Consider the following 21,907-nt stretch of genomic DNA (forward strand, 5'->3'; position numbering starts at 1 on the left):
CCGTTATTTCGACACGCGATACCAAAAACGATTCCATCATCCCGGAAGCTGCCAAGCACCGGGATGACATGCGGGCGACAGTTGTCGTTCCTGTTCTCAAGCAGGCGCGCGGTGGCCGTAACACGCCCGATGGCGTGATCGTCACCCGCACGCCCGAAAGCCGCTTGGAAGAGGCGTCCGGCCTTGCGCAGGCAATTGACCTCGATGTCGTAAATGCGATCATCGTCCCGGTCAACGACCCGCGCCCGGCAACGCTGATGGGCACCGGCAAGATCGAGGAAATCAAGGCGAAGCTGGACGAGAGCGATTCCGGTCTCGTCATCGTTGATCATCCGCTCACCCCTGTTCAGCAGCGCAATCTCGAAAAGGAATGGAACGCCAAGGTCATCGACCGCACGGGCCTCATTCTCGAAATCTTCGGCCGCCGCGCCTCCACCAAGGAAGGTACGCTGCAGGTCGATCTCGCACACCTGAATTACCAGAAGGGCCGCCTGGTCCGCAGCTGGACCCACCTTGAACGCCAGCGCGGCGGTGGTGGTTTCATGGGTGGTCCCGGTGAAACCCAGATCGAAGCCGACCGGCGCATGCTGCAGGACCGCATCATCAAGCTCGAGCGCGAGCTGGAGCAGGTGGTGCGTACCCGCCAGCTTCACCGCGCCAAGCGCCGTAAGGTGCCGCATCCGATCGTGGCGTTGGTTGGCTACACCAATGCCGGCAAGTCGACGCTGTTCAACCGCATCACCGGCGCCGGCGTTCTGGCCGAGGACATGCTGTTCGCCACGCTCGACCCGACGCTGCGCCGCATGAAGCTGCCGCATGGCCGCACCGTCATTCTCTCCGATACCGTCGGTTTCATTTCCGACCTTCCGACCCATCTGGTCGCCGCCTTCCGCGCGACGCTGGAAGAGGTTCTCGAAGCGGATCTGATCCTGCATGTCCGCGACATGGCGGACGAGGACAATCAGGCGCAGAGCGCCGATGTCCTGCGTATCCTGAAGGATCTCGGCATCGACGAGGCCGAAGGCGCCAAGCGCATCATCGAAGTCTGGAACAAGATCGACCGCCTGGAGCCCGAGGCGCATGAGGCCATGGTGCAGAAGGCGGCGGGCGCGGAAAACGTCGTGGCTGTCTCAGCCATCAGCGGCGAGGGCGTCGATCACCTGATGAACGAGATCAGCCGTCGTCTCTCCGGCGTGATGACCGAAACAACGATCACTCTGCCGGTCGATAAGCTTGCGCTTCTTCCCTGGCTCTACGAGCACGCCATTATCGATTCTCGTGAGGACAACGAGGATGGCTCCGTGACGCTCGAGGTGCGCATGGCGGAAGCCGAAGCCTCCGCGCTGGAAGGGCGGCTCGGCAACAGCGCGAAGTCCAAGGAAGACTGGGAGCGCTGAGGCACTCCGTTACGCCAGCGCGCTCTGATCATCGGTATTAAATGCGCCGCCCGGCGCAAGCCGGTCGAGCCCGATCCGCCCGACCGGATCGAGCAGTTCCCCCGTCACCAGCGTGGTGATCAGGCTCCGCACCAGCGGAAGCTTGGTTGCCGGACCGATGAAGATATCGCGGCTCAACGGAAGAAGGCGGCTATCGGACTGGTAGAAGGGCGTCAGCACCCGGCTCAGCAGCTGGTAGAAGCGTATATGCATCTCACGTTGTTTGAGATGGCGCCCGATGGCGTCGCCGATCGTTGCCTCCCGGCAGAGCGCCGAGCAGAGTGACGCGGCATCGAGCAGCGCCATGTTCGCACCCTGGCCGAGTTGCGGGCTCGTTGCGTGCCAGGCATCTCCGATCTTCACCGTGTTCCGTCCGGCAACAGGGGTACGCGTGAGATGACGGTAGCGCGCATGAACCGGTTCGGCGGTAATGGCTAGTGCCTCAGCCTCGGGCCAGAAGGCGCGCACGGCATCGAGCCAGGCATCGCGGCCGGCACTTTTCCAGGCGGGATGATCCTGATTGCGGATGCTCCAGAAGAACGTCGCCATAGGAGGCGCGCCGTCGCGTGCCGTGCCAACAGGCAGCACGCCCGCCATCTGGCTGGCCCGGCGATAGCGCTGCTCCAGTTCATCCGGACGGAAGAGGCCATTTGCAGGCCAGGGAACGGTGGCCCAGAGCGCGCCATAGCCAAGCTCGGTGGTGACCTTTGTTTCGATCGGGGAGTTGGCGCCCATGGCATCCACTACCAGATCGGCCGCAGCCGACGTCCCGCCGCCTTCCAGGACAAGCCGCGGCGCGCTGCCGGCTTCGATGCCGGTCACCCGCGAGGATGTCTCGAAGCGTACGCCGGCCTTGACGGCGGCTTCAAGCAGCAGGTCGAAGAGCGCCACCCGCTGGATGGCGATGCCGTAGGCGCCGGGGCGATAGCCGACGTCGAGCACCGTGCGTCCGTTGCCGGAGAGGCGTCCGTGCATCCTGCTGATCCGGGCGCCGCGCGACTCGACGGCACTGAATAGCCCCATGCGGGAGAGCACGGCGGCCCCCGTCGGCTGCAACACGAAGCCGGAGCCGACAGGCTGCGGCGCGCTCATCTGGTCGTAGATCGTTACCCTCGCGCCTTGTCGGGCAAGAAGGGCCGCGAGCGACAGCCCGCCGATCCCGGCGCCAGCAATCGCAATATCCAGAGCGTCAAGCTTCATCGCGCCGTCTAGCCGAGCTCCCGCTCGATCGCCTTGGCCGCCTGCCAGATCTCTTCCATACGATCGAGGCTCGCCGCCTCCAGTGTTTCGCCTTCTTTATGAAGGACGGTCTCTATATGGTTGAAACGACGCCTGAACTTCGTGTTTGTCCCGCGCAGCGCTTGCTCCGGGTCGGCCTTCACGTGGCGACCGATGTTGACGACCGCGAAAATGAGGTCGCCCAGCTCGTCACTGACCTTGGCCTTGTCGCCATCCTTCAGCGCCTCGCGCAGTTCGCCGATTTCCTCCTCGATCTTGTCGAGGATCGGCTCCGGTGCCGACCAGTCGAAGCCGACCTTGGCGGCGCGCTCCTGCAGCTTCAGCGCTTCCGTAAGCGCAGGGAAGCTCCGTTGTACCGAGCCAAGATAGCCCGCCTTGAAATCCTCGGATATCCCGCGGGCGGCGCGCCGCTCCGCGCGTTCCCGTTTCTCTGCCTGCTTGATCTCGTCCCACTGCCTCTTCACGGCATCCGGCGTATCGGCGTCCGAGCGGGCGAAGAAATGCGGGTGGCGGCGGATCATCTTTCGGGTGATCGCCTCGACGATGTCGCCGAAGGAAAACTCACCTGCTTCCTCGGCCATGCGGGCATGAAAGACCACCTGCAGCAGCAGGTCGCCGAGCTCCTCGCACAGGTCGTCCATGTCGTTGCGCTCGATCGCATCGGAAACCTCGTAGGCCTCCTCGATCGTGTAGGGCTTGATGCTCTCGAAGGTCTGGACGATGTCCCAGGGGCAGCCGGTCTCCGGTGCCCGCAACGCCGCCATGATTTCGATCAGGCGGGAAATGTCTTTGGAAGCTTCCATTGTGCTTTGGCCGATCGTATCAGTTCAGCGGAATGTCGTTGTCGCTCTTGGAGGACTGATAGCTGTCGGAAAGAGCGTCGTAACGCGCCTTGATCCGCGCCGTCTGCGCCTTGAGATCGGCCTTCACGGCATCCGCTTCCGTCTCTACGAGATCGGCGATCGCAAAGCTGTTCCAGAAGGCGTTGCTGCGGCGATAGCCGCCGGGCTCAAGCCCGAAGACTTCCTTGAGGATCTTCAGGTCGTGCGGGATCGCGAAGGCGTCGCGCGAATCCTCGTGGCTGAAGAAATAGTAGAAATTGTCGAAGCCCGCCCAGGTGATGGCCGACATGCACATGGTGCAGGGTTCGTGTGTCGAGAGGAAAATCAGGTCCTTCGTCGCCGGCTTCTCGCCAAGCTCGTAGAAACGCTTCAGCGTATGTACCTCACCGTGCCAAAGCGGATTTTCCAGCTCGTTGTTGGTCTCCGCAACCACGAGCGAAAGGTCCGACTTGCGCAGGATCGCGGCGCCGAACACCTTGTTGCCAAGCGCGACGCCGCGCTCGGTCATCGGAAGGATATCCTGCTCCATTACCTGGAGGAGGCGGGCGGCGATTGTCTTGTCTGTCATGGTCTTCTCCTGCTTGGGCCTACTTTATCTCCGGCAAAAACGAAGCGAAACGGCGATTCCGGATATGGATGCCATTTGTCACAGTCTTTGTGGTGCGTTGCGGGATCGACTGGTGTTGTCGCGGCGCCGCACCGGTGAGTTTTGCTCAAATCACTGGGATGCCGGGTAAAACAATACGCGCCCGCACGGCCTTTGGAATTTCTGTTTCTTCATAATGCTGTCGCGGCAGTGCATATTCCGGCAACTTCAAAGTGGATTGATGATGCCCTCCAAGAGTGAACAGCTGTCGGTATTTCCTGCCTTTTTCCGTGTGGAAGGCAAGATCGCGGCCGTCTTCGGCAATGGCGACGAGGCCTACGCCAAGGTGCGGCTGCTGATGAACACGCAGGCGACGATCGTGGCTTACGCCGATCGCCCGGAGGCAGACTATCACGCCTACCTCATCGCCAACCGCATCCGCACGATCAGAGAAGGTTTCGAGCCCCAACAGGTGAGCGGTGCGACGCTCGTCTTCGCCGCCACCAGCGATGCCGAAAGCGACCGAGCCATCGTCGCCGCCGCCCGTGCTGAAAAGATCCCGGCCAACGCCGTCGATCAACCCGATCACTGCGATTTCTTCACGCCGGCCCTGGTGAACCGCGCTCCCGTGGCCGTGGCGATCGGCACGGAAGGTGCCGGCCCCGTGCTTGCTCAGATGATCCGGGCGCAGGTGGACCAGCTGCTCGCGCCGTCGCTCGGCACGCTCGCGCGGCTTGCCACGAGCTATCGCGATATCGTCGAGCGTGTCGTTCCAAAGGGGGCCTCCCGCCGTCTGTTCTGGCGTCGGTTCTTCTCTGGCCCGGTCGCCGATGCCGTCGCGACCGGGAACGTAGCCGAGGCCCGTGATGCCGCCGATGGTTTGCTGCAGTCTCTGGACGAGGCGAAAGGTTACGTCTGGCTGGTCGGTGCCGGCCCGGGCGCAGAAGATCTCCTGACGCTGCGCGCCCAGCGCGTGATGATGGAAGCCGATGTCATCGTCTATGACGCACTCGTGCCGCAGGCGATCGTCGACATGGGGCGCCGCGATGCCGAACGCCTGTCTGTCGGCAAGCGCAAGGGCTGCCATTCCAAGTCGCAGGAAGAGATCAACGAACTGCTGGTTCATCTCGGCCGCCAGGGCAAGCGGGTCGTGCGCCTGAAGTCCGGTGATCCGCTGGTCTATGGCCGGGCGGGCGAGGAAATGGCCGCCCTGCGCGCCGCCGGTATCTCATATCAGGTGGTCCCCGGCATTACCTCCGCCTTCGCGGCCGCCGCCGATTTCGAACTGCCGCTGACGCTGCGAGGCGTTGCCTCCTCGCTGGTATTTACCACGGGTCACGACCTGACCGGCCACGTCCTGCCGGATTGGGCAAGCCTCGCCGTCTCTGGTGCCACGATCGCCGTCTATATGGGGCGTACCGTTGCCGCCTCCGTTGCCGAGCGCCTGATGCAGGCCGGTCTGCCGGCGGAAACCACGGTTGCCGTCATCGAGAACGCCAGCCGTAGCGATCGCCGCCTTCTCCACGGCATTCTGCGCGATCTTCCCGACCTGCAGCATCGCGACGAGTTGACCGGACCTGTTATGGTCATTATCGGCGATGCGGTTGCAGGCGCCAATTTCGAACTGTCCGAACCGCTGGTGCGCGAGCGCGCCCGGTCCGCTGAACTGCTAAGGAGCTGATTATGGTAGACAAGGTTTTGACCGCCAACCGGCTGACGGATGGCATTGCCGTGTGGCTGGACGCCAACGGCAAATGGGCGACCTCGCTGCAGGATGCGCTCGTTGCCCGTCATGCCGAAGCCGTCACGGCTCTCGAGGAAATCGGCAAGAAGTCATACGCCGACAATCAAGTCGTTGACGTCGCCGTCGTCGAGGTTCAGGAAAACAACGGGGTTCTGTGGCCGCTCCGCCTTCGCGAGCGTATTCGCGCGCAAGGCCCGACCATGGAATACGCACCGGGCTACCAGCCGGCCGATCCCGCATTCATTGCAGTCTGAGGAATACGATGTACCGTTACGACGAATTTGATCACGCCTTTGTCGCCGAGCGCGTCGCGCAGTTCCGCGATCAGGTCGAGCGCCGTCTGTCCGGCGAGCTGGCCGAGGATGCGTTCAAGCCGCTGCGCCTGATGAACGGCGTCTATCTGCAGCTCCACGCCTACATGCTGCGCATCGCCATTCCCTACGGCACGCTGAATTCCAAACAGATGCGCATGCTGGCGCACGTCGCGCGTACTTATGACCGCGGCTACGGCCACTTCACTACGCGCCAGAACCTGCAGTTCAACTGGCCGAAGCTGTCTGATATGCCCGATGTGCTGGCCGAACTCGCCACCGTCGAGATGCATGCCATCCAGACCTCGGGCAACTGCATCAGAAACGTCACCGCCGACCATTTCGCCGGTGCAGCCGCCGATGAAGTCGCCGACCCGCGCCCATACGCCGAAATCCTGCGCCAGTGGTCATCCGTCCATCCGGAATTCTCCTTCCTGCCGCGCAAGTTCAAGATCGCCGTCACCGGCGCCGAACGCGACCGCGCCGCCATCCAGGTGCACGACATTGGCCTGCATCTGAAGAAGAACGAGAAGGGTGAGATCGGCTTTGCCGTCTATGTCGGTGGTGGCCAGGGCCGCACGCCGATGATTGCCAAGCTGATCAAGGACTTCCTGCCGGAAGAGGACCTTCTGTCCTACACGACTGCAGTCATGCGCGTGTATAACCTGCATGGCCGCCGCGACAACAAGTACAAGGCGCGCATCAAGATCCTCGTCCACGAGACCGGCGCCGAGGAACTGGCGCGCCAGGTCGAGGTCGAGTTCGCGGCACTGAAGGACACCGAGCTGAAGCTGCCCGAAGCCGACGTCGTCGCCATCACCGCTTACTTCGCGCCGCCGGCCCTGCCTGAGCGTGCCGAGGGCTGGGAAAACCTCGCCCGATGGAAGAAGGCCGATCCGGCGTTCTCCCGTTGGGTGCAGCAGAACGTTCAGCCGCACAAGAACCCCGATTACGGCATGGTGACGATTTCGCTTAAGCCGATCGGCGGCATTCCGGGTGACGCGTCCGACAGCCAGATGGACGCGGTCGCCGATATCGCCGAGGAATACGCCTTCGACGAAATCCGCGTAAGCCATGAGCAGAACCTCATCCTGCCGCATGTGGCGCTGGCCGACCTCGAAGCTATCTATCGCGGCCTGGTCGCCATCGGCCTTGCCGAAGCCAATGCCGGCCTGATCACCGATATCATCGCCTGTCCCGGCCTGGACTACTGTGCTCTCGCCAATGCGCGCTCGATCCCGGTGGCCCAGGAGATTTCGAAGCGTTTCGGCAATCCCGAGCGCCAGGCCGAGATCGGCGAGCTGAAGATCAAGATCTCCGGCTGCATCAACGCCTGCGGTCACCACCATGTCGGCCATATCGGCCTGCTGGGCGTGGAGAAGAAGGGCGCTGAACTGTACCAGATCACGCTCGGCGGCTCGGGCGACGAGCATACGTCGATCGGCGAGATCATCGGCCGCGGCTTCGAGCCCGAGAAGGTGACGGACGCGATCGAAAAGATCGTCGACACCTATCTCGGCCTGCGCAAGGATCCGTCGGAAATCTTCCTCGATGCCTACCGTCGCGTCGGTCCGCAGCCTTTCAAGGATGCGCTCTACGGTGCGGCGGCGGAAGCGGCATAAGGAGAAGACGATGACCAAGATCTGGAGAGAAACCGGCTTCGTCGAAAACGATCCGTGGGTAATCGAAACCGAGGAAGTCAAGGCAGGCGAGGGACAGAAGCCCCTGCTGAGCCTCGATGAGCTCGTGGCCAAGGCCGACGAAAGCAATGAGGTCGGTTTCGGCGTGCTGATCAAGCCGGCCGACGACGTGCGTAAGCTCGAGCCCTATCTGTACCGTCTGGAGCTGGTGGCGGTTGCCTTCCCGGCCTTCAACGACGGTCGTGCCTTCAGCCATGCCTCGCTTCTGCGCGAGCGCCTGGGCTATACGAACGAGCTGCGTGCCGTCGGCGACGTGCTGATCGATCAGGTGCCGCACATGCTGCGCTGTGGCATCGACAGCTTCGCGGTGACCAACGAGACTGCGATAAAGCGTCTCACCGAGAAGCGCCTGCCGGAGATTCCGCATTATTATCAGCCGACTGCGCGTGACGCGGAGCCGGGCAAGGGCTATAGTTGGCGCCGTCAGGCGAAGCCGGCGGCGTAACGCCGGCTCGCCGTTCAGATTTGACGGAACGGTGCAATGAAGACTTTCGAAATCGCGGTGATCGGTGGCGGTCTGGCCGGCATGGTGGCCGCAATCGCTCTCGCGCGTGGTGGCCGCAACGTGGCCCTCATCGCCCCGAAGGCTGAGGGCGAAGACCGGCGCACGACCGCGCTGATGGATCAGTCGATTCGCTTCCTCGACCGGCTGACGCTGTGGGAAAAGCTGAAACCCTCCGCCGCGCCGCTCGCGACCATGCGTATAATCGACGGCACCAGCCGTCTGCTGCGCGCGCCGACCACCACCTTCCGTGCCGCCGAAGTCGGCCTCGAGGCCTTCGGCTACAACTTCCCCAACAAGGCCCTGATGGATGTGCTCGACGCTGCCGCCGAGGCCGAGGGCAACATTACCCGTTTCAACGCCTTCGCAGCCGCCGTCGAGGTGAGCGCCGACATCGTCGCGATCACGTTGTCCGATAACGACATGCTGACATCGGAATTCGTGATCGGCGCCGACGGCCGCAAGTCGAAGCTGCGCGAGACCATCGGCGTCGATGTCAAACAATGGTCCTATCCGCAGTCGGCCATGGTGCTGAACTTCGCCCATTCGCTGCCGCACGAAAACATCTCGACCGAGTTCCACACCGAGAGCGGCCCCTTCACGCAGGTGCCGCTGCCGGGCAATCGCTCAAGTCTCGTCTGGGTGCAGAACCCCGCGGATGCCGAGGCCCGCCGGGAACTCTCTCTCGCCGAGCTCAGCGACGTCGTCGAGGAGCGCATGCAGTCACTGCTCGGCAAGGTCACCGTCGAGGAGGGGCTTCAGGTCTGGTCGCTGTCGGGCATGATGGCGCATCGCTCCGGCATGGGTAGGGCCGCGCTCATCGGCGAGGCGGCCCACGTCTTCCCGCCGATCGGCGCGCAGGGGCTGAACCTCAGCCTGCGCGATGTCATGGCACTTTACGACATTCTCTGCGGCCGTCCGGAATTGCCGCTGCCGTCGGATGCCGGCAACCAGTTCGATCGCAAGCGCCGTGCCGATATCATGACGCGAACGGCGAGCGTGGACGTGCTCAACCGTTCGCTGCTTTCGGATTTCCTGCCGATGCAGGTTCTGCGCGCCGCCGGCCTTCACATCCTCTCGGCCATCCCGCCGCTCCGCAGCCTGGTGATACGCGAAGGCATCGAGCCCGGACGCGGCCTTCGTGACATACCGGCTGCAATCCGCGACGGCCTACGTCGGAAGAAGGCCTGATTTCATCGCCACCAGGAACATTGAGACCGTCACGACAGAAAGCACCGTCGTGACGAGGATCGTGGCGGACGCGCGCTCCTGCCAGACTCCGTAGTGCTGGCCGATGACGAAGACGTTGGTCGCCGTCGGCAGCGTGGCAAGCAGCACGGCCGCGTAGATCCACACCGGATCGAAGCCGCCCACGGCTGTCAGCGCGAGATAGACGACGAGAGGGTGGATGATCAGCTTGGCCGGCACGATATAACCGATCTCCACCGGGATACGGCGGATTGGCCTCAGCGCCAGCGTCACACCCATCGCAAACAGCGCGCAGGGCGCCGCCGCCTGTGCCAGATAATCCACGAAGCGCTGGAACGCCAGCGGCTGCGGCACCTCGAACCCAGCCGCGACAAAGCCCAGCGCGGTCGAGAGAATGAACGGATGCAGCGCCACCTTGCTGATGATATCGAAGGCAAGCCGTGCAGGTGAGCGCTTGTCGTCGCCCGACGCCGCCATCATCGCCGGCGCCACGATGAAGTGAAACGCGTTCTCGATGCAGACGATCAGCGCCACGGGCACAGCGGCCTTTTCACCCAGCGCAATTAACGCAAGCCCCGGACCCATATATCCGATGTTGCCGTATGAACCGGCGAAGGCCTGGATCGTGCTGTCGGCGAAGGAGTTGCGCCGCAGGAAGCGGCCGATCAGGAACATCGCCAGGAAAATCGAATAGGTCGCCGCCAGATCCGTGACGATGAAATCGATCCGCGTCAGATCCTCGAAAGGCGTCCGCGATACGAGCTTGAAATAGAGCGCGGGCAGGGCGGCATAGATGATGAAGGTGTTGAGCCATCCCATCTCCTCTGCCGGCTGCTTGGTCACCTTTGCTGCGATGAAGCCGATGATGATCAGGCCGAAGAACGGCAGGAGAAGGCTCACGATATCGGCCAAGGGTCATTCCAATGCATGCGAAAGCGGGAGCGGTCGGCGGGAGATCTCAGGCTTAGCCGATTTTCATCAGTATTGGAAAGGTCTGCTGGAACCAGATCGCGGCATCACTGACAAAACCGAAGATGAAGGCGAGCCCGGTCAGCACGAGGAAGACGCCCATGATCTTCTCGACCATGCCCAGATGCCGGCGGAAGCGCGTGAGGAAACCCATGAAGGCGCCGGAAAAGCCAGCGGCGATCCAGAAGGGAATGGCAAGGCCGAGGGAGTAGACGGCGAGCAGTCCGGCACCCGAGCCGACCGTTTCACGGGAGGCCGCAACGCCGAGGATAGCACCGAGCACCGGGCCGATGCACGGCGTCCAGCCGAAGGCAAAGGCAAGCCCCATGACATAGGCGCCCGTGAGCGTCGCGGGCTTGCCGCCGCCCTGGAAACGGGCCTCGCGCGCGAGCATCCCAATCCGGAACAGCCCGAGAAAGTTCAGGCCCATGACGATGATAATGAGACCGCCTATCTTGGAGAGAAGATCGAGATGCTGGCGCAGCGCCATGCCGATGCTCGACGCGCCCGCACCCAGCGCCACGAAAACGGTTGCAAAGCCGAGCGTAAAGAAAAGCGCCGAGAACAGCACGCCGCGCCGAACTTCAGGCGCGACCGTCACCGCGCCGCCGCCCCGGAACTGCTCGACGGAAATACCGGCCATGTAACAGAGATAAGGCGGAACCAGCGGCAGCACGCAAGGCGACAGGAACGACAGCGCGCCCGCGAAGAGCGCGCTCAGCAAGGAAATATCTGCGATCGACACTCGTTTCTCCGGTCGCGGGCAATGGGTCGCGCAGTCCTAGCGCGAGAGATAGCCGATCGCCAATCACCTTTTCGCGCATCGCGTCTCAACCCACGAGATCGCAGGTGCTCTAGATGCAAAGCCCGGCGCGAGGCCGGGCAGTCATGCGCGCGCGGCGGTTTCGGTCAGCGGCAGCGCGCTTCGTAGGTACGGCCGTAGCGGTCGCGATAGATGCAGTAGCCGCGATGTTCCGTCGAGCGGCCGATGAGTGCGCCGGCGACCCCACCCGCCACCGCGCCGATGGCCGCACCCTCCCAGCTGCCACCGACAACGCCGCGGATGACGGCTCCGGAACCGGCGCCTATCGCGGTTCCCTGCTCGGTTGCGGTACATGCCGCGAGCGTTCCGGCAACGGCGCCGATAAGTGCGATCTTCTTCAACATGATGCTGTCTCCCCTGGGTTGCGATACAAGAGCCCGTTTCATGAATTAGAACACACTGAAGGAAAGTCGAGTGGCATTCGGCAGGGCCTGTACAGAGGCCGGATTGGAGCGCAAGGATGACACCGTTGCCGCGACGGAGATCTCCCGCGCTGGAGACACCGCTCGTCGAGAAAGGATGCTGTCATGAGATCGTTGTTGTTCGCTGCCGCGTTGTTGCTGCCGCAGGTTGCTCTTGCGGCCCAGACGCTCAAGATAGATGCCCGCGCGCAAAGTTGCGGCCAGATCGCGCAGGTTATCCGCCAGAACAAGACGGTGTTCGTGCGCGTTGGTTTCGGCGGCCACAATTTCCGTTATCCGCCGGCCAAATGCGCGCTGGGGAGCAAGCGCACGACGGTCAGCTTCCGCGATGCGACAGGCAGGCAATGCACGCTGGACTATGCCTGCGCCTATGATCCCGGTTCCTTCTACAACAACCCATAGCGGGCAGCGTTGGGCCTGTCAGGCACGCGCCGCGCGAAGCAATGGCGGACGCCAAACCGACTTGTGATTCGCCGCCACAAACACGCCTTAAATCGTTCATCAGGCATTAATCACGTCGGTGTCATATCTCGCTTCAAGGGTTGGGAAACCTCCGAATCTTTGTTCTCAGCTGGAGACATCATGAAGAAGATTGTTATGACCGCGCTCGTCGCCGCCGTCGCAGTCAGCAGCACGTTTGCCGCGGTTGCACCTGCCGCAGCGCAGGAATGGCGTCGGCCGCATTACGGCTACGAGCCGCCACCGCCACCGCCGCGCCGGCATCACGACCACAGCAGTCGCGACGCGGTTGTCGGCGGTCTTGCCGCCGGCGTCATCGGCGGCCTGATCGGCGGCGCCATCGCCAACAACACCGGCCCCCGCTACATCGACCCGCCACCACCACCCCCGCCGCCACGTTGCTGGTTCGAGGACCGCCAGGTTCCGAATGCCTATGACGGCGGATGGCACATGGAAAGCATGCGGGTCTGCCGCTGAGTGATGTTGCCGGAGCCGCAAGCTCCGGCATTTTTGCGGGCCTTGAGCGCCGATCTCTATCGGCCCTGGCGAACGAGCCGCCCTCTACCGATTAAGCAGTACTTGATATGTCCGTTGCTTAAGCTAATCTCGATGTTGTCGTGTTTCTGATTGCTGTCCACGGATGTACTGGCAGTTGTTGTTGAGACAGACTGTGGAAGGTCGGCGCCAAGGGAGGTATCGGCCTTTTTCATTTGTCTCCGCCCTTGGGGTGAAAACAAGCCGGACATTTGGAAAATGGCGGAAGAGGTGTCCGCCAAACTGTTGCACAATAGAGAACAATGCAGGCAAATAAAATACAAGGTATTCAATAACTTATTTTCATTACCCGTATTTCGCCTTACATTCCCTAGCTATACAATCAGCGCAGTTCGCTAGGGTAAAGGTTAGGGCATGGCAATCAAGCTGAACAAGCTGAGTTCTCGATTTGTATCGACCGTCACCAAGCCTGGCCGGCACAGCGACGGAGGCAATCTCTACCTCGTGGTCGACAAGAGCGGCGCCAAGAGGTGGGTGTTTTTCTATCGCCATGACAACCGCATGCGGGAGATGGGCCTTGGAGGGCTGACCTCTGTCGGGCTCGCCGATGCCCGTGAGCGCGCCGCCGAAGCGCGGGCTCTATCGAGCAAAGGCATCGACCCGCTGTTTGCTCGAAAGTCGGAAGTGAAGAACGTGCCGACGTTCGGCGAGATCGCAGACGATTTTCTCGCAGCAATGCGGCCACAGTTCAGGAATGCGAAACACGCCGCGCAATGGGAAATGACACTACGGGTCTACGCGAAGCCGCTCCGCTCAATCCGGGTAGATGAGATAACGACAGTTGATGTCCTAAACATTCTGAAACCGATTTGGTATACGAAGGCGGAGACAGCGTCGCGTCTCCGCGGCCGGGTTGAGCGCGTGCTTGACGCCGCGAAGGCGCGGGGCTTGCGGTCTGGTGAGAACCCGGCGTTATGGCGCGGGCATCTGGCAAACCTCCTGCCGAAGCGAAAGAAGCTCGCGCGCGGTCACCATGCGGCAATGCCCTATGTCGATGTGCCAGCGTTCATCGCAAGTTTACGCAAGCGCGAAGCTGTTGCCGCCAGGGCGCTGGAATTCACCATCCTCACCGCGGCGCGCTCCGGGGAAACCTTCGGTGCAACATGGGCGGAAATCGACCTTGAGAAAAACGTCTGGACTGTGCCGGCGGAGCGAATGAAGGGCTATCGTGAACATAGGGTTCCGCTCGTCCCGCGTGTCGTTGCGCTGCTAACGGAGATGGCGGTGTTCGGGACGGAAAGCGATCGGCCGATTTTTCCAGGCCGAAAGAGCAGGAATGCGCCGGGTCTCGTGAAACCGCTTTCCACCATGGCGATGGATATGCAGCTTCGTCGGATGAAAGCGGATTTTACCGTCCATGGCTTTCGATCGTCGTTTCGTGATTGGTGCGGGGAGGAAAGTACGTTCCCGCGAGAAATTGCGGAGGCCGCGCTAGCGCATATCGTGGGCGATGAGACAGAACGCGCCTATCGGCGCAGCGACGCGTTGGAGAAGCGCCGGAAGCTGATGACCGCTTGGTCAAACTACTGCGAGCCCAAGCCGACAAACGTTCTCCAACTGCGAAAGGCCTGATCGGAGATGCGCAAATATCGATTGTTCAGTATCGCAGCGATTTGCGTTCTCCTGGCGAGTTGCCAAACTCAGGAGCAGCACCAGGAAGCAGTGAACGCCGATCTGAGCGCCCGGCTTGAGCGCTACAACGGCCTGTCGATCGCGGAGTTTCAGGCACGCACCGGAATGCTTCCAGTCGACGCCTATCCCGTTAGCGAGGGCCGCGTGTTCGTTTTCCGCATGCCTCCCGTTTATGTGACGCTTCCTGCGACAAACGTCACGCCGGCGATAACCCGCTCATCTCAGTGCCAGCTGCTTATCAGGGCCGTCAACGAAGCCAAGATAGCTACGGCGGATCACTGGCTTATCAGAGGCACCGAGCGAACCGGGCCGTGCGGCGGGCTGCCTGTCTAGGCGGCGCTCGTCGGTGAGCTTCCTTGACGTTCCAGACGGCCAGCGTTCATCACCAATTGCAAAAGCCCGTGTTGAATGCTCGGCTTGTTTCGATCTATCGCTTGGTTGACCCACTCCGCTTCGAACCCCTCGTTAACATATCGAGCAGTGGGATCAGCGTTCTCGATCTGAGATAGGTCGAGAATTGCTTGCATACTGCCAATCACCCGGCGCGCGCCGTGGAACGCCTGCAAAACATTGATCGTTCTATCTGAACGCCCCCGGAAACGGTCCTCTGTGGGTGGAGGTCCCAAGATCCACCCATCGAGGACTTGGGTGTCTATTTCATCCCAGTTCGCCCGACCCGTACGATGAAAAGCAACGCAAAGCGGAAACAACAGTACGATTTCGATGCGCGCGCGGTGCGACCACGCCGAGATGACAGCATCAATCAAGTCTAATATCTGCTGAAGAGAGCGAAGATCGATATCGAAGCGAACTCGGCCAGCGTCAACGAACTGCACTAGATCGTTTTGCGGAACGTGGATCTTCGAACTGTCCAGGTTCGCACACAGATCTGAGACAAAAGCTTTCGCGTGGGGCGAGCCAAACGCATACGTGCTGTCAAAAAACCTCTTGAGATACATATATCCGTCGAATGCCGGACCATACGCCCCGGCGACGCTATGCTGTAGCTGCGAGGCATTCGTCGCGAACACGAAAACTACCCCCTCGACCTCGAACAGGTGTTTCATGCGCTCGAGCAGCTGTATCGCATAGGTCGGCCGGCACCGGTCCAGTTCGTCGACCAGAACGAACAGTGGTCCACCTTTGCCGGTGGTCGGAACGGCTTTTATCGCGGCCGCCAGCCTGTCTCGGAAGCTCCTCATCGCTTGCTCGGTTTTCTGGAACTGGTTGATCAGCTTTTCCAAGGCGCCGTCGAAGATCTTTTCGATCTCTTTGTTGCCAGCGTCGAGCGCCTGTTCGACCACGATCTCGGCTGTTTCCTCCAGCAAGCTGGCGTCATCGCCGGCTTCGAAAACATCATCGGGCGATATGTCGAGATGACGCTTTGCTAGGACCTTCAGCGCGCCTCCAGCTGCTTTGACGGCCAATCGGCCACCATTGGCCTTCACCGCGCTCCACGCCTTCTGTAGCTTGGGCTCCTTCTTGACGTACGGAGCAAAAGCTTTGTCGATCGCGGCCATGATCGCGATATAGGGATCATCCGCGTGATCATCGCGCCAGGCGTTGATCGATGCGACGACATGATTGTCCAATGCCAACTGACGTTCGAAGCGCTCGAGAAAGAAAGACTTTCCACCGCCCCAGCCGGCATCGACGTTGAGCACATAAGTCGCCGGTTTGCCGAGCTTCTTGCGCTTCTCGACCTGGCCGGTGAGGAACCTGTAAAGAAACTCAGCGTCTTGTCGACGATCAAGTCTATCGTCGGCCCAAATTTCGTCGATCGTCAATTTCCACTCCTGTTAGCGCCGCCTGGTGTAGCCGCGCACGTATGTTCCGTTTTTCCGATAGTAGCCGCGGACATAGACGCTTCCTCCGTAGCTTCTGGCTGGTGTGGCCCAAGATCCATAGCCGTCATAGCCGCCGGGCCGCGACGCTGCGCTGCGTAGGCCGCAACGCCGGCCGGCGGCATCCAGGCTTTCGGGCGTCGGGCAGTTGCCAGTGTAGACGCGGCCCGATGACGGGACGCTGGTTCCAACGCCATGAGAGGCCGATGTGGGGGCCGCGCTGCTGTTGTTCGTTGCTAGAGCAGCAAGCGGCGAGGGCGCATTATCGATCGGCGCCGACGCTAGCGCGGGTGCGGGTGCGGCCGGATAAGAGCTCGTTGCGGAGATCACCGTTGCGGCCGCGCGCCCGAATGCCACGTTTCCAGCCGTCCCGTTGGCAAGCCTGACATGCCCGGAGCCCGACATGCCGTCGGGAGCGCGTAGCACTTCAATCGTCCCATATCGCCCGTCGGAGCAACGCACCGGCGCAGTTATGACAGGCCGCGTGTCCAGCGCGTCATAGTTTCCGCTGCAGGAAACATCACCCGCTGGCGATGCAACTTCGAACCTGCCGCCGCTGATTGCTGCGGTCGTGGTGCCAATCATGGCCTCGCCATTGGTCATTTTCACCGCCGCCGGCAGCGTGATTGTCCCACAACCCGCTAGCAAGAACGGCAGAAGTATTCCGATCGCATAGTTCGATTTCATGATGTCCCCCGACCCATGAGCCAAATATGAAATCAACTAGAAGACGTGTCGACCGCAATTTCGCTCGCAGCCGATGGCCGCCAAACTTCTCCACCGGAAAAGAGTTCTTCTTCCAACCATGCTACGTGGCGCCGTCAGTCTCGCGGCAACTTCCCTAGCAGAAGATGGTTGCCCGCTTTTCCCTCGCATGAACTGCATTTCAGCAGGGTGCCGATCTTCGCCAAGGCAATGCTCCGACCCAAAGTCCGGGCTAGCGCCCAACGATCGACGATTGCCGTATGCTGGCAACTGCCACAGTGCGCGATCAAGACAAACCATTGGGGCAGGGAAGCCAAGGTCGCTCGCTGTAGTTCCAGCGCCTGTTCTTCGGGCGGCGCCAGATCTATTCCGCGGCGATGGCGCATTTCACTTCCGATCGAAATCAGGGACCCACCCGCGCGTCATGCCGCGGCTCATCGCGCCCTCCGTCAAGGCGAGTTGCTGCCGAAGGTGCTTGCAATCGAGCAACAGGGTTTCGATCGCTGCTCGAGCGTCATCATCGTGCCAGGCGAGAACCGCTTCGACTTCCCATCGAATTTCGGTCGCGGCGCCCGTAGGCGTCTCTGAGGAGAACGCCGACATCAGCTGTCAAGTTTCAGCGACAGCTGCTCGCCTCCAAGGATCTTGACCACATGCGGATTAGGAGGGGTGAGCAACTGAACACGTTCCGACAGTTGGCGCCGGCGTTCCTGATCCCTTTCGCGCTGCAGCCTAGAGGCGGCAACAAAAGCAAGAGCATTCTCTACTACGCATTCCGTCCGTGTCATGCGAACCTCCATCGTTTGTTCTTATTTTGTTCTCATTTGATGGAAAGTCAAGCTTATCCTTTTGAGGTTGGTAAGGCATGGTCTAGGCACTTGCGCGCCCGCGTGTCCTTGCGCTAGTTCAGTATCTGGGGTTGAGGGAAAAATATGGCTGATAAGACGGTTTTGCTGCACTGCCCGAACCAGGGAATAGACAAGAGCGTTTTGTCAATCGACGAGGCGAAGGAGTGGATTTCTGAGGAACGCGCCTTCTGGCGAGGCTTGCCGAACCTCAACGAGGATCTCGTCATGGGCCAATCGAACTGGGGTTCGCCGAATATCATCCGCCACTACGATAATGCCCTTTCGGCGATAGAGGGTGCGCTCGCTAACAACAACCTCCAACCGTTTCGAGATTATTTAAATCTAGCCAAAACACTAGATGCGGTGCTTGGCCACGGACATATGGCAAAACAGATCACCGAGCTTGTGGTGAGGGAGGGCGATGTGGCGCAGCGGCTCGTTCTCCTCTTTTCGCGAGGGGTCGTTCATATGAGGCCGGAGGTTGCTCGAGAGCTAGCTCCACTGCGGGCGGCGCTTCGTTACAACCCAAATATCCCGCCCCAGATGAACGTCGTCGCGGCAGAGACCGCACTGGCGAAGGCGAAATCGACTGAAAAGGCCATCGTAGCCGCGATGGCGGAATTCGAGAAGTCGATCGAAGATGCGAAGGCAGCCTATGACGCTTTCGCTGAGGAGAAAAAGAAGGAGCTTACCGCCCTCGAGACGCTGTACGAGACGCATCTTCTGCTGCAGGGGCCCTCCAAACATTGGAAGCGCGTTGAAGAACGAGCATGGCGCTATGCTGCCGGAGCGTTTGCTTTGTTCCTCCTGATGATACTCGCCCCAGCGATTGCGATATACGCAAACTGGACCGCACTTTCCGGTTACATCGACCACGTAATCGACGTTACGAAAGGCAGCCTGTCCATAGCCGCCCTCGTCGTCTTCACGGTTCCAGTTTTGGCATATGGCTGGCTTCTCAAACACATTAGTCGGGTATTCGCCCAAAACCTTGCCGTAAGTTCTGATGCCGAGCACCGACGGGTTATGGCGATAACGTTTCTAGGCCTGGCGAGAAGGAAATCTGTAGGAATGAGCGAACAAGATCGCGCGTTGATCCTTAACGCTCTGTTTCGACCGGCGCCGACCAGCCCACAAGACGAAGGGCCTCCCGCGGGTCTGTTGGAACTTTTGCGCAGGTAACGTTAGTGAAGGTGGGTTTCGAGCCTAGCCAGGGATGCGCGTTCTATCTTTAACGCGAAGGATGTCGCCAAAGATGTAGGCCACACGCAAGAAGGCCAGAAATCCCCAAACCGAAACGAAGCTAAACAACAAAAAGACGTAAAATTTCCAGGCCGCTCCGTCACCAATATTGAACGACATAACCGTTAGAAAAATGCAGAAAAATGTAAGCGCGAAGCCCAAATAGATAGCGCGTTTCGTATAAACGAGGAACGCAGACATTTCGGCCGTATTCCTGATAGCCTCAATAAAGCCGCCGGACTTCCCTGCAACATAACCAAAAATTCCGAACACAAACCCGGTCTGGATCGAGGACCAGTTGAACACTGCGGAGTACAGGCTCGAAAAATCTATCCGCTTATGCGCTGCGGCATCCACCAGGTCATCGCGAAAATAGTAAATCGCTACCGCTGTTAGCGCGGCGGCGACGAACGGACCGTATCTTTCTAAGAACGCCATTATCCGATTATCCGCTTCATTTCGCTCGAAAGATAGGACGTTTTGATCTGGTAGTTTTTCACCGGATCGCGATCATCTATAGGCAGAGTTTCTTTCAACACCTGCCGTTCCTCGATAAGATCGAGTTCTTCCGTATGGTCGTCAACGACCGTGACAGCTGTCAATTTATCTAATCGCGCGGTCGGGCCAAGTGATCTTGTCAGTTTATCTGCGAAATCAGAGACCGCATTCGCAAGAAAGCCTTTGCGGTGCCCCATTGATAGCTCGATACCTATCGTTGGGGCGTCGTACGCGTCTGCTAGCGCCCGTATGCCGGTCGACGCAGCATTATCCGTTCCGCCAAGATCATGCATGCTATCTGGGGACGCTATTCTTACGGACAGCTTCCGAACCGAGCCCTTCTTGAATTTCTGCCATGCTTTCGGGTCAAGTCGCGGGGCGATATTGTAGAAAGCGTTGGCGTTGTAGGTGTGCAAATATTCCAAGATCCGTCCGATCGAGACAACACGAGGGTCGTGTTGAATGCCGATAACGCCTATCTTATGGTTCAGCCTGAAAACCACGCTGTGTCCTAATTTTTTAGCGCTGAGAGGCATACGCGCGGAGCCATCTAGTTCGCTCGGAAGGTTCGTGTCTTGGCAACGAACAAACTCTCCCACGATAGCGTCTGCACCGTCGTCATGTAGCTCTTCTAAACGTATGGTCAGATCTTGAGCCAATGTCTGTTCGCGCTTCTGCTTATCTGGTTCTTTTGCGGCTTGCCGTAGTATATCGACCATTGCCGGCTTAGCAGCGTTGTCTCTGGTGACGTTGTAAAACCTGAACGTGAAAGTCTTTTCCATGATGCGCCCCTTACCTTGGCGCCAAGAAAGCACAAGCACGTTCTGATAAATACCCCAATCGAAATGTCGCGGCTTCAATCCACACGTTTATAGTGTGAACTGGTTAGGGATACCCTTAACAGCCGTTGGCTCTTTGTGTGTTAATATTTGTCCACTGTCCATTCGCGAGAGCCGCGTTCACGAATGCCTGAGACTTGCGTCCGGAAATACCTCATCGCGACGCGCCGTCTGCGCGCACCGACCTTTCCCGTTTGATTATCTCATTCGCTTCTTCGATGGCGACGCGAATAAGGTATTCCAGCACGTCATGTTTCAACAGAGCGGCCCGTTCACGCACCGCCACGAGATCGTCGACAACTTGTTTCATTTCCCCGCTCCCATCGCCGGGAGGAGAGTTTAGCACTCTCCCGCGGCTGCAGAAACTGAGGCTTTTGAGGGGAAGTCGGAAATAATCGCGCGCCAATCTTCAAGGTTTTATCTGAACCGCACCCTTCGTACCAAATAGGCCTGTGCCGTAGCGACCAATCTGTGAGTTCCCAACGCCACTGCCGGCGTAAGCGTTGGCCTTCTCCAGTGCCGCCTGCGTACCGAGACCAGCGGTGAATTGAGTGAAGAGATCAGCAAGTGGACTGTAAGCCGCCGGTTGCGACAACGCCGATGCGCGGGTCAGGGCCGAGCTCGCGGCGCCCTCCGCGTCGCCCGTGGCGTTCAGCGTCGAAATAAGATTGGACCGGGCGTCCTCGACGTTGTTCTGCGCCTGCGTCTTGTAGGAAAGCGCCTGGTCGGCGATCTGCTGCTTGTTCAGATCGTAGGTCTTCTGAAGATCCGCTTCTTTTTCGGCACGGGCCGAGCTATCGAGCAGCCCGGCACGGGTCAGCGCGAACGTCAGCTCTTTCGACGCGTTGCCGAACTGGTCCTCCAGCTGCGGCGAGGCGTAATCGAGGAAATTCTGCTGCTGCTTGTCGAAATAATCGGGAGTGAATTGTCCGTCGAAGATCGAATTGACTTTGGTCGTTCCCGACCGGATCTTCGCCTGACGGGCCGCTTCGTCGGCCCTTGCCTGCGCAGCTTCGTTGCTGCCACCCTTTTTGCCCATGGTGATGCTCCTAATTCAACGCAATTGCGTGCGGCAATGACTTCACGCGGGTGAGGTCCGGCAGGAAAGGCGCGCCGACGATACCCGAAAGCTGTTCGACCAACACCAAACGCGTGAGCTCGAGCTTCAAGAGACCGGAGTAGATCAGCCATTCCCTGCGGGACGTCGCGCTACCGCCTCCCAAAAGGTTCGCCGCCGCGCCCATCGCGAACCGCACCTCGCTGCGATCGACTTTCCCATCGACGGCAATTGAAAGAGGTTCTGCGCATTCCTCAACAAGCGGCTTCAGTGATGCCGCTTGATTGGGAAATTCCGCGACAAGGTCTATGGATATCGCGAGATCACCGATTGCGGTCAGCGCCCAATTTACGAAGGTGATTGGATCTTGCCCGGCAGCTGCTCGCAACAAGAAGTCTTCGGCCATCGCCAGTCGCTGTATAATTTCCATGTGGTCGTTCGCCAT

Annotated in this window: 26 protein-coding genes; 11 read left to right on the top strand and 15 right to left on the bottom strand. The window is 60.3% G+C overall.

Translation table 11 applies throughout. The annotated features are described in order from the left end of the window. The first annotated feature begins 68 nt into the window (after nucleotides 1-68). Entirely contained in the window at nucleotides 69-1,397 is a 1,329-nt protein-coding gene (gene hflX, locus QTL95_RS28090; RefSeq protein ID WP_289723097.1) for a GTPase HflX, read from the top strand. A gap of 9 nt (nucleotides 1,398-1,406) precedes the next feature. Here hflX and QTL95_RS28095 read toward each other — a convergent pair whose 3' ends face one another. From QTL95_RS28095 to QTL95_RS28105, 3 genes are read right to left on the bottom strand one after another with little or no spacing between them, the layout of a single operon-like run. Then, on the bottom strand, nucleotides 1,407-2,636 hold the full coding sequence (locus QTL95_RS28095) for an FAD-dependent oxidoreductase (protein ID WP_289723098.1): 1,230 nt from the start codon (nucleotides 2,634-2,636) through the stop codon (nucleotides 1,407-1,409). Between the two features lie 8 nt (nucleotides 2,637-2,644). Continuing rightward, nucleotides 2,645-3,478: a nucleoside triphosphate pyrophosphohydrolase gene (gene mazG / locus QTL95_RS28100; protein ID WP_289723099.1), complete on the bottom strand. Its 834-nt coding sequence runs from the start codon at nucleotides 3,476-3,478 to the stop codon at nucleotides 2,645-2,647. 19 nt (nucleotides 3,479-3,497) lie between these two features. Beyond that, nucleotides 3,498-4,085 (bottom strand): deaminase, encoded by a 588-nt coding sequence (locus QTL95_RS28105; RefSeq protein ID WP_289723100.1) that lies wholly within the window; start codon nucleotides 4,083-4,085, stop codon nucleotides 3,498-3,500. 262 nt (nucleotides 4,086-4,347) lie between these two features. Between QTL95_RS28105 and cysG the strand changes: the two genes are divergently transcribed. The 5 genes from cysG to QTL95_RS28130 are packed head-to-tail and all read left to right on the top strand — an operon-like array spanning nucleotide 4,348 to nucleotide 9,551. Next, the gene (gene cysG, locus QTL95_RS28110; protein ID WP_289723101.1) at nucleotides 4,348-5,784 is read left to right on the top strand and encodes a siroheme synthase CysG; all 1,437 of its coding nucleotides are present in this window, start codon (nucleotides 4,348-4,350) and stop codon (nucleotides 5,782-5,784) included. 2 nt (nucleotides 5,785-5,786) lie between these two features. Continuing rightward, a complete protein-coding gene (locus QTL95_RS28115) occupies nucleotides 5,787-6,101 on the top strand; it encodes a DUF2849 domain-containing protein (RefSeq protein ID WP_037178063.1) in 315 nt (104 codons plus the stop codon). A gap of 8 nt (nucleotides 6,102-6,109) precedes the next feature. After that, complete coding sequence (locus QTL95_RS28120) at nucleotides 6,110-7,780, top strand: nitrite/sulfite reductase (protein ID WP_289723102.1); 1,671 nt, start codon at nucleotides 6,110-6,112, stop codon at nucleotides 7,778-7,780. A 10-nt stretch (nucleotides 7,781-7,790) separates the two neighbouring features. Further along, the gene (locus QTL95_RS28125) at nucleotides 7,791-8,303 is read left to right on the top strand and encodes a DUF934 domain-containing protein (RefSeq protein WP_289723103.1); all 513 of its coding nucleotides are present in this window, start codon (nucleotides 7,791-7,793) and stop codon (nucleotides 8,301-8,303) included. A gap of 36 nt (nucleotides 8,304-8,339) precedes the next feature. After that, a complete protein-coding gene (locus QTL95_RS28130; RefSeq protein ID WP_289723104.1) occupies nucleotides 8,340-9,551 on the top strand; it encodes a UbiH/UbiF family hydroxylase in 1,212 nt (403 codons plus the stop codon). Here QTL95_RS28130 and QTL95_RS28135 read toward each other — a convergent pair. The 3 genes from QTL95_RS28135 to QTL95_RS28145 form a co-directional block, all read right to left on the bottom strand. Further along, nucleotides 9,531-10,481: an AEC family transporter gene (locus QTL95_RS28135; protein ID WP_289723105.1), complete on the bottom strand. Its 951-nt coding sequence runs from the start codon at nucleotides 10,479-10,481 to the stop codon at nucleotides 9,531-9,533. The two genes, QTL95_RS28130 and QTL95_RS28135, sit on opposite strands and share 21 nt — an antisense overlap. A 52-nt stretch (nucleotides 10,482-10,533) precedes the next feature. Continuing rightward, a complete protein-coding gene (locus tag QTL95_RS28140; protein WP_289723106.1) occupies nucleotides 10,534-11,283 on the bottom strand; it encodes a cytochrome c biogenesis CcdA family protein in 750 nt (249 codons plus the stop codon). Nucleotides 11,284-11,447: 164 nt separating this feature from the next. Then, a complete protein-coding gene (locus QTL95_RS28145; protein ID WP_289723107.1) occupies nucleotides 11,448-11,705 on the bottom strand; it encodes a YMGG-like glycine zipper-containing protein in 258 nt (85 codons plus the stop codon). 183 nt (nucleotides 11,706-11,888) lie between these two features. Here QTL95_RS28145 and QTL95_RS28150 point away from each other — a divergent pair, with 183 nt between their 5' ends. The 4 genes from QTL95_RS28150 to QTL95_RS28165 all read left to right on the top strand — a co-directional run bounded on the left by QTL95_RS28150 (nucleotide 11,889) and on the right by QTL95_RS28165 (nucleotide 14,762). Continuing rightward, nucleotides 11,889-12,185 carry a hypothetical protein gene (locus tag QTL95_RS28150; protein ID WP_289723108.1) on the top strand — a complete coding sequence of 99 codons (297 nt, stop codon included), beginning with the start codon at nucleotides 11,889-11,891 and terminating at the stop codon, nucleotides 12,183-12,185. 180 nt (nucleotides 12,186-12,365) lie between these two features. Beyond that, nucleotides 12,366-12,719 carry a hypothetical protein gene (locus tag QTL95_RS28155; RefSeq protein ID WP_289723109.1) on the top strand — a complete coding sequence of 118 codons (354 nt, stop codon included), beginning with the start codon at nucleotides 12,366-12,368 and terminating at the stop codon, nucleotides 12,717-12,719. A 432-nt stretch (nucleotides 12,720-13,151) separates the two neighbouring features. Then, nucleotides 13,152-14,369 carry a tyrosine-type recombinase/integrase gene (locus QTL95_RS28160; RefSeq protein WP_289723110.1) on the top strand — a complete coding sequence of 406 codons (1,218 nt, stop codon included), beginning with the start codon at nucleotides 13,152-13,154 and terminating at the stop codon, nucleotides 14,367-14,369. 90 nt (nucleotides 14,370-14,459) lie between these two features. Continuing rightward, nucleotides 14,460-14,762, top strand: a complete 303-nt coding sequence (locus QTL95_RS28165; protein ID WP_289723111.1) for a hypothetical protein — start codon at nucleotides 14,460-14,462, stop codon at nucleotides 14,760-14,762. Here QTL95_RS28165 and QTL95_RS28170 read toward each other — a convergent pair. The 4 genes from QTL95_RS28170 to QTL95_RS28185 all read right to left on the bottom strand — a co-directional run bounded on the left by QTL95_RS28170 (nucleotide 14,759) and on the right by QTL95_RS28185 (nucleotide 17,766). Further along, on the bottom strand, nucleotides 14,759-16,216 hold the full coding sequence (locus QTL95_RS28170; RefSeq protein WP_289723112.1) for a KAP family P-loop NTPase fold protein: 1,458 nt from the start codon (nucleotides 16,214-16,216) through the stop codon (nucleotides 14,759-14,761). The genes QTL95_RS28165 and QTL95_RS28170 overlap by 4 nt on opposite strands. 12 nt (nucleotides 16,217-16,228) lie before the next feature. Beyond that, a complete protein-coding gene (locus QTL95_RS28175; RefSeq protein WP_289723113.1) occupies nucleotides 16,229-16,960 on the bottom strand; it encodes a hypothetical protein in 732 nt (243 codons plus the stop codon). Nucleotides 16,961-17,365: 405 nt separating this feature from the next. Beyond that, nucleotides 17,366-17,581, bottom strand: coding sequence for a hypothetical protein (locus QTL95_RS28180; RefSeq protein WP_289723114.1), 216 nt, complete (start codon nucleotides 17,579-17,581; stop codon nucleotides 17,366-17,368). Continuing rightward, nucleotides 17,581-17,766, bottom strand: a complete 186-nt coding sequence (locus QTL95_RS28185) for a hypothetical protein (RefSeq protein ID WP_289723115.1) — start codon at nucleotides 17,764-17,766, stop codon at nucleotides 17,581-17,583. Before QTL95_RS28185 ends, QTL95_RS28180 begins: the two co-directional genes overlap by 1 nt. A 144-nt stretch (nucleotides 17,767-17,910) precedes the next feature. Here QTL95_RS28185 and QTL95_RS28190 point away from each other — a divergent pair, with 144 nt between their 5' ends. Continuing rightward, nucleotides 17,911-19,008, top strand: coding sequence for a DUF6161 domain-containing protein (locus tag QTL95_RS28190; RefSeq protein WP_289723116.1), 1,098 nt, complete (start codon nucleotides 17,911-17,913; stop codon nucleotides 19,006-19,008). Nucleotides 19,009-19,032: 24 nt separating this feature from the next. On the opposite strand, the gene QTL95_RS28195 is transcribed toward QTL95_RS28190, so the two are convergent. From QTL95_RS28195 to QTL95_RS28215, 5 genes are all read right to left on the bottom strand, one after another. Next, nucleotides 19,033-19,506: a hypothetical protein gene (locus QTL95_RS28195; protein ID WP_289723117.1), complete on the bottom strand. Its 474-nt coding sequence runs from the start codon at nucleotides 19,504-19,506 to the stop codon at nucleotides 19,033-19,035. Further along, on the bottom strand, nucleotides 19,506-20,348 hold the full coding sequence (locus QTL95_RS28200) for a DUF6731 family protein (RefSeq protein ID WP_289723118.1): 843 nt from the start codon (nucleotides 20,346-20,348) through the stop codon (nucleotides 19,506-19,508). The genes QTL95_RS28195 and QTL95_RS28200 overlap by 1 nt, the downstream gene beginning before the upstream one ends. 211 nt (nucleotides 20,349-20,559) lie before the next feature. Then, complete coding sequence (locus QTL95_RS28205) at nucleotides 20,560-20,715, bottom strand: hypothetical protein (RefSeq protein WP_289723119.1); 156 nt, start codon at nucleotides 20,713-20,715, stop codon at nucleotides 20,560-20,562. A gap of 99 nt (nucleotides 20,716-20,814) precedes the next feature. Then, the gene (locus QTL95_RS28210) at nucleotides 20,815-21,444 is read right to left on the bottom strand and encodes a hypothetical protein (protein ID WP_289723120.1); all 630 of its coding nucleotides are present in this window, start codon (nucleotides 21,442-21,444) and stop codon (nucleotides 20,815-20,817) included. 10 nt (nucleotides 21,445-21,454) lie between these two features. Next, entirely contained in the window at nucleotides 21,455-21,907 is a 453-nt protein-coding gene (locus QTL95_RS28215; protein ID WP_289723121.1) for a hypothetical protein, read from the bottom strand.

Origin of the sequence: Rhizobium sp. S152, assembly GCF_030380735.1 — a bacterium.
Classification (GTDB): Bacteria; Pseudomonadota; Alphaproteobacteria; order Rhizobiales; family Rhizobiaceae; genus Rhizobium.

Excerpts from the sequence above, each read along its gene's own strand:
- QTL95_RS28160 (WP_289723110.1), top strand. The coding sequence starts at position 13,152 with ATGGCAATCAAGCTGAACAAGCTGAGTTCTCGATTTGTATCGACCGTC.
- QTL95_RS28215 (WP_289723121.1), bottom strand. The coding sequence starts at position 21,907 with ATGGCGAACGACCACATGGAAATTATACAGCGACTGGCGATGGCCGAA.
- hflX (WP_289723097.1), top strand. The coding sequence starts at position 69 with ATGCGGGCGACAGTTGTCGTTCCTGTTCTCAAGCAGGCGCGCGGTGGC.
- QTL95_RS28195 (WP_289723117.1), bottom strand. The coding sequence starts at position 19,506 with ATGGCGTTCTTAGAAAGATACGGTCCGTTCGTCGCCGCCGCGCTAACA.
- QTL95_RS28210 (WP_289723120.1), bottom strand. The coding sequence starts at position 21,444 with ATGGGCAAAAAGGGTGGCAGCAACGAAGCTGCGCAGGCAAGGGCCGAC.
- QTL95_RS28205 (WP_289723119.1), bottom strand. The coding sequence starts at position 20,715 with ATGAAACAAGTTGTCGACGATCTCGTGGCGGTGCGTGAACGGGCCGCT.
- QTL95_RS28175 (WP_289723113.1), bottom strand. The coding sequence starts at position 16,960 with ATGAAATCGAACTATGCGATCGGAATACTTCTGCCGTTCTTGCTAGCG.
- QTL95_RS28115 (WP_037178063.1), top strand. The coding sequence starts at position 5,787 with ATGGTAGACAAGGTTTTGACCGCCAACCGGCTGACGGATGGCATTGCC.
- cysG (WP_289723101.1), top strand. The coding sequence starts at position 4,348 with ATGCCCTCCAAGAGTGAACAGCTGTCGGTATTTCCTGCCTTTTTCCGT.
- QTL95_RS28150 (WP_289723108.1), top strand. The coding sequence starts at position 11,889 with ATGAGATCGTTGTTGTTCGCTGCCGCGTTGTTGCTGCCGCAGGTTGCT.
- QTL95_RS28145 (WP_289723107.1), bottom strand. The coding sequence starts at position 11,705 with ATGTTGAAGAAGATCGCACTTATCGGCGCCGTTGCCGGAACGCTCGCG.
- QTL95_RS28095 (WP_289723098.1), bottom strand. The coding sequence starts at position 2,636 with ATGAAGCTTGACGCTCTGGATATTGCGATTGCTGGCGCCGGGATCGGC.
- QTL95_RS28190 (WP_289723116.1), top strand. The coding sequence starts at position 17,911 with ATGGCTGATAAGACGGTTTTGCTGCACTGCCCGAACCAGGGAATAGAC.
- QTL95_RS28120 (WP_289723102.1), top strand. The coding sequence starts at position 6,110 with ATGTACCGTTACGACGAATTTGATCACGCCTTTGTCGCCGAGCGCGTC.
- QTL95_RS28125 (WP_289723103.1), top strand. The coding sequence starts at position 7,791 with ATGACCAAGATCTGGAGAGAAACCGGCTTCGTCGAAAACGATCCGTGG.
- QTL95_RS28155 (WP_289723109.1), top strand. The coding sequence starts at position 12,366 with ATGAAGAAGATTGTTATGACCGCGCTCGTCGCCGCCGTCGCAGTCAGC.
- QTL95_RS28105 (WP_289723100.1), bottom strand. The coding sequence starts at position 4,085 with ATGACAGACAAGACAATCGCCGCCCGCCTCCTCCAGGTAATGGAGCAG.
- mazG (WP_289723099.1), bottom strand. The coding sequence starts at position 3,478 with ATGGAAGCTTCCAAAGACATTTCCCGCCTGATCGAAATCATGGCGGCG.
- QTL95_RS28200 (WP_289723118.1), bottom strand. The coding sequence starts at position 20,348 with ATGGAAAAGACTTTCACGTTCAGGTTTTACAACGTCACCAGAGACAAC.
- QTL95_RS28185 (WP_289723115.1), bottom strand. The coding sequence starts at position 17,766 with ATGACACGGACGGAATGCGTAGTAGAGAATGCTCTTGCTTTTGTTGCC.
- QTL95_RS28130 (WP_289723104.1), top strand. The coding sequence starts at position 8,340 with ATGAAGACTTTCGAAATCGCGGTGATCGGTGGCGGTCTGGCCGGCATG.
- QTL95_RS28180 (WP_289723114.1), bottom strand. The coding sequence starts at position 17,581 with ATGTCGGCGTTCTCCTCAGAGACGCCTACGGGCGCCGCGACCGAAATT.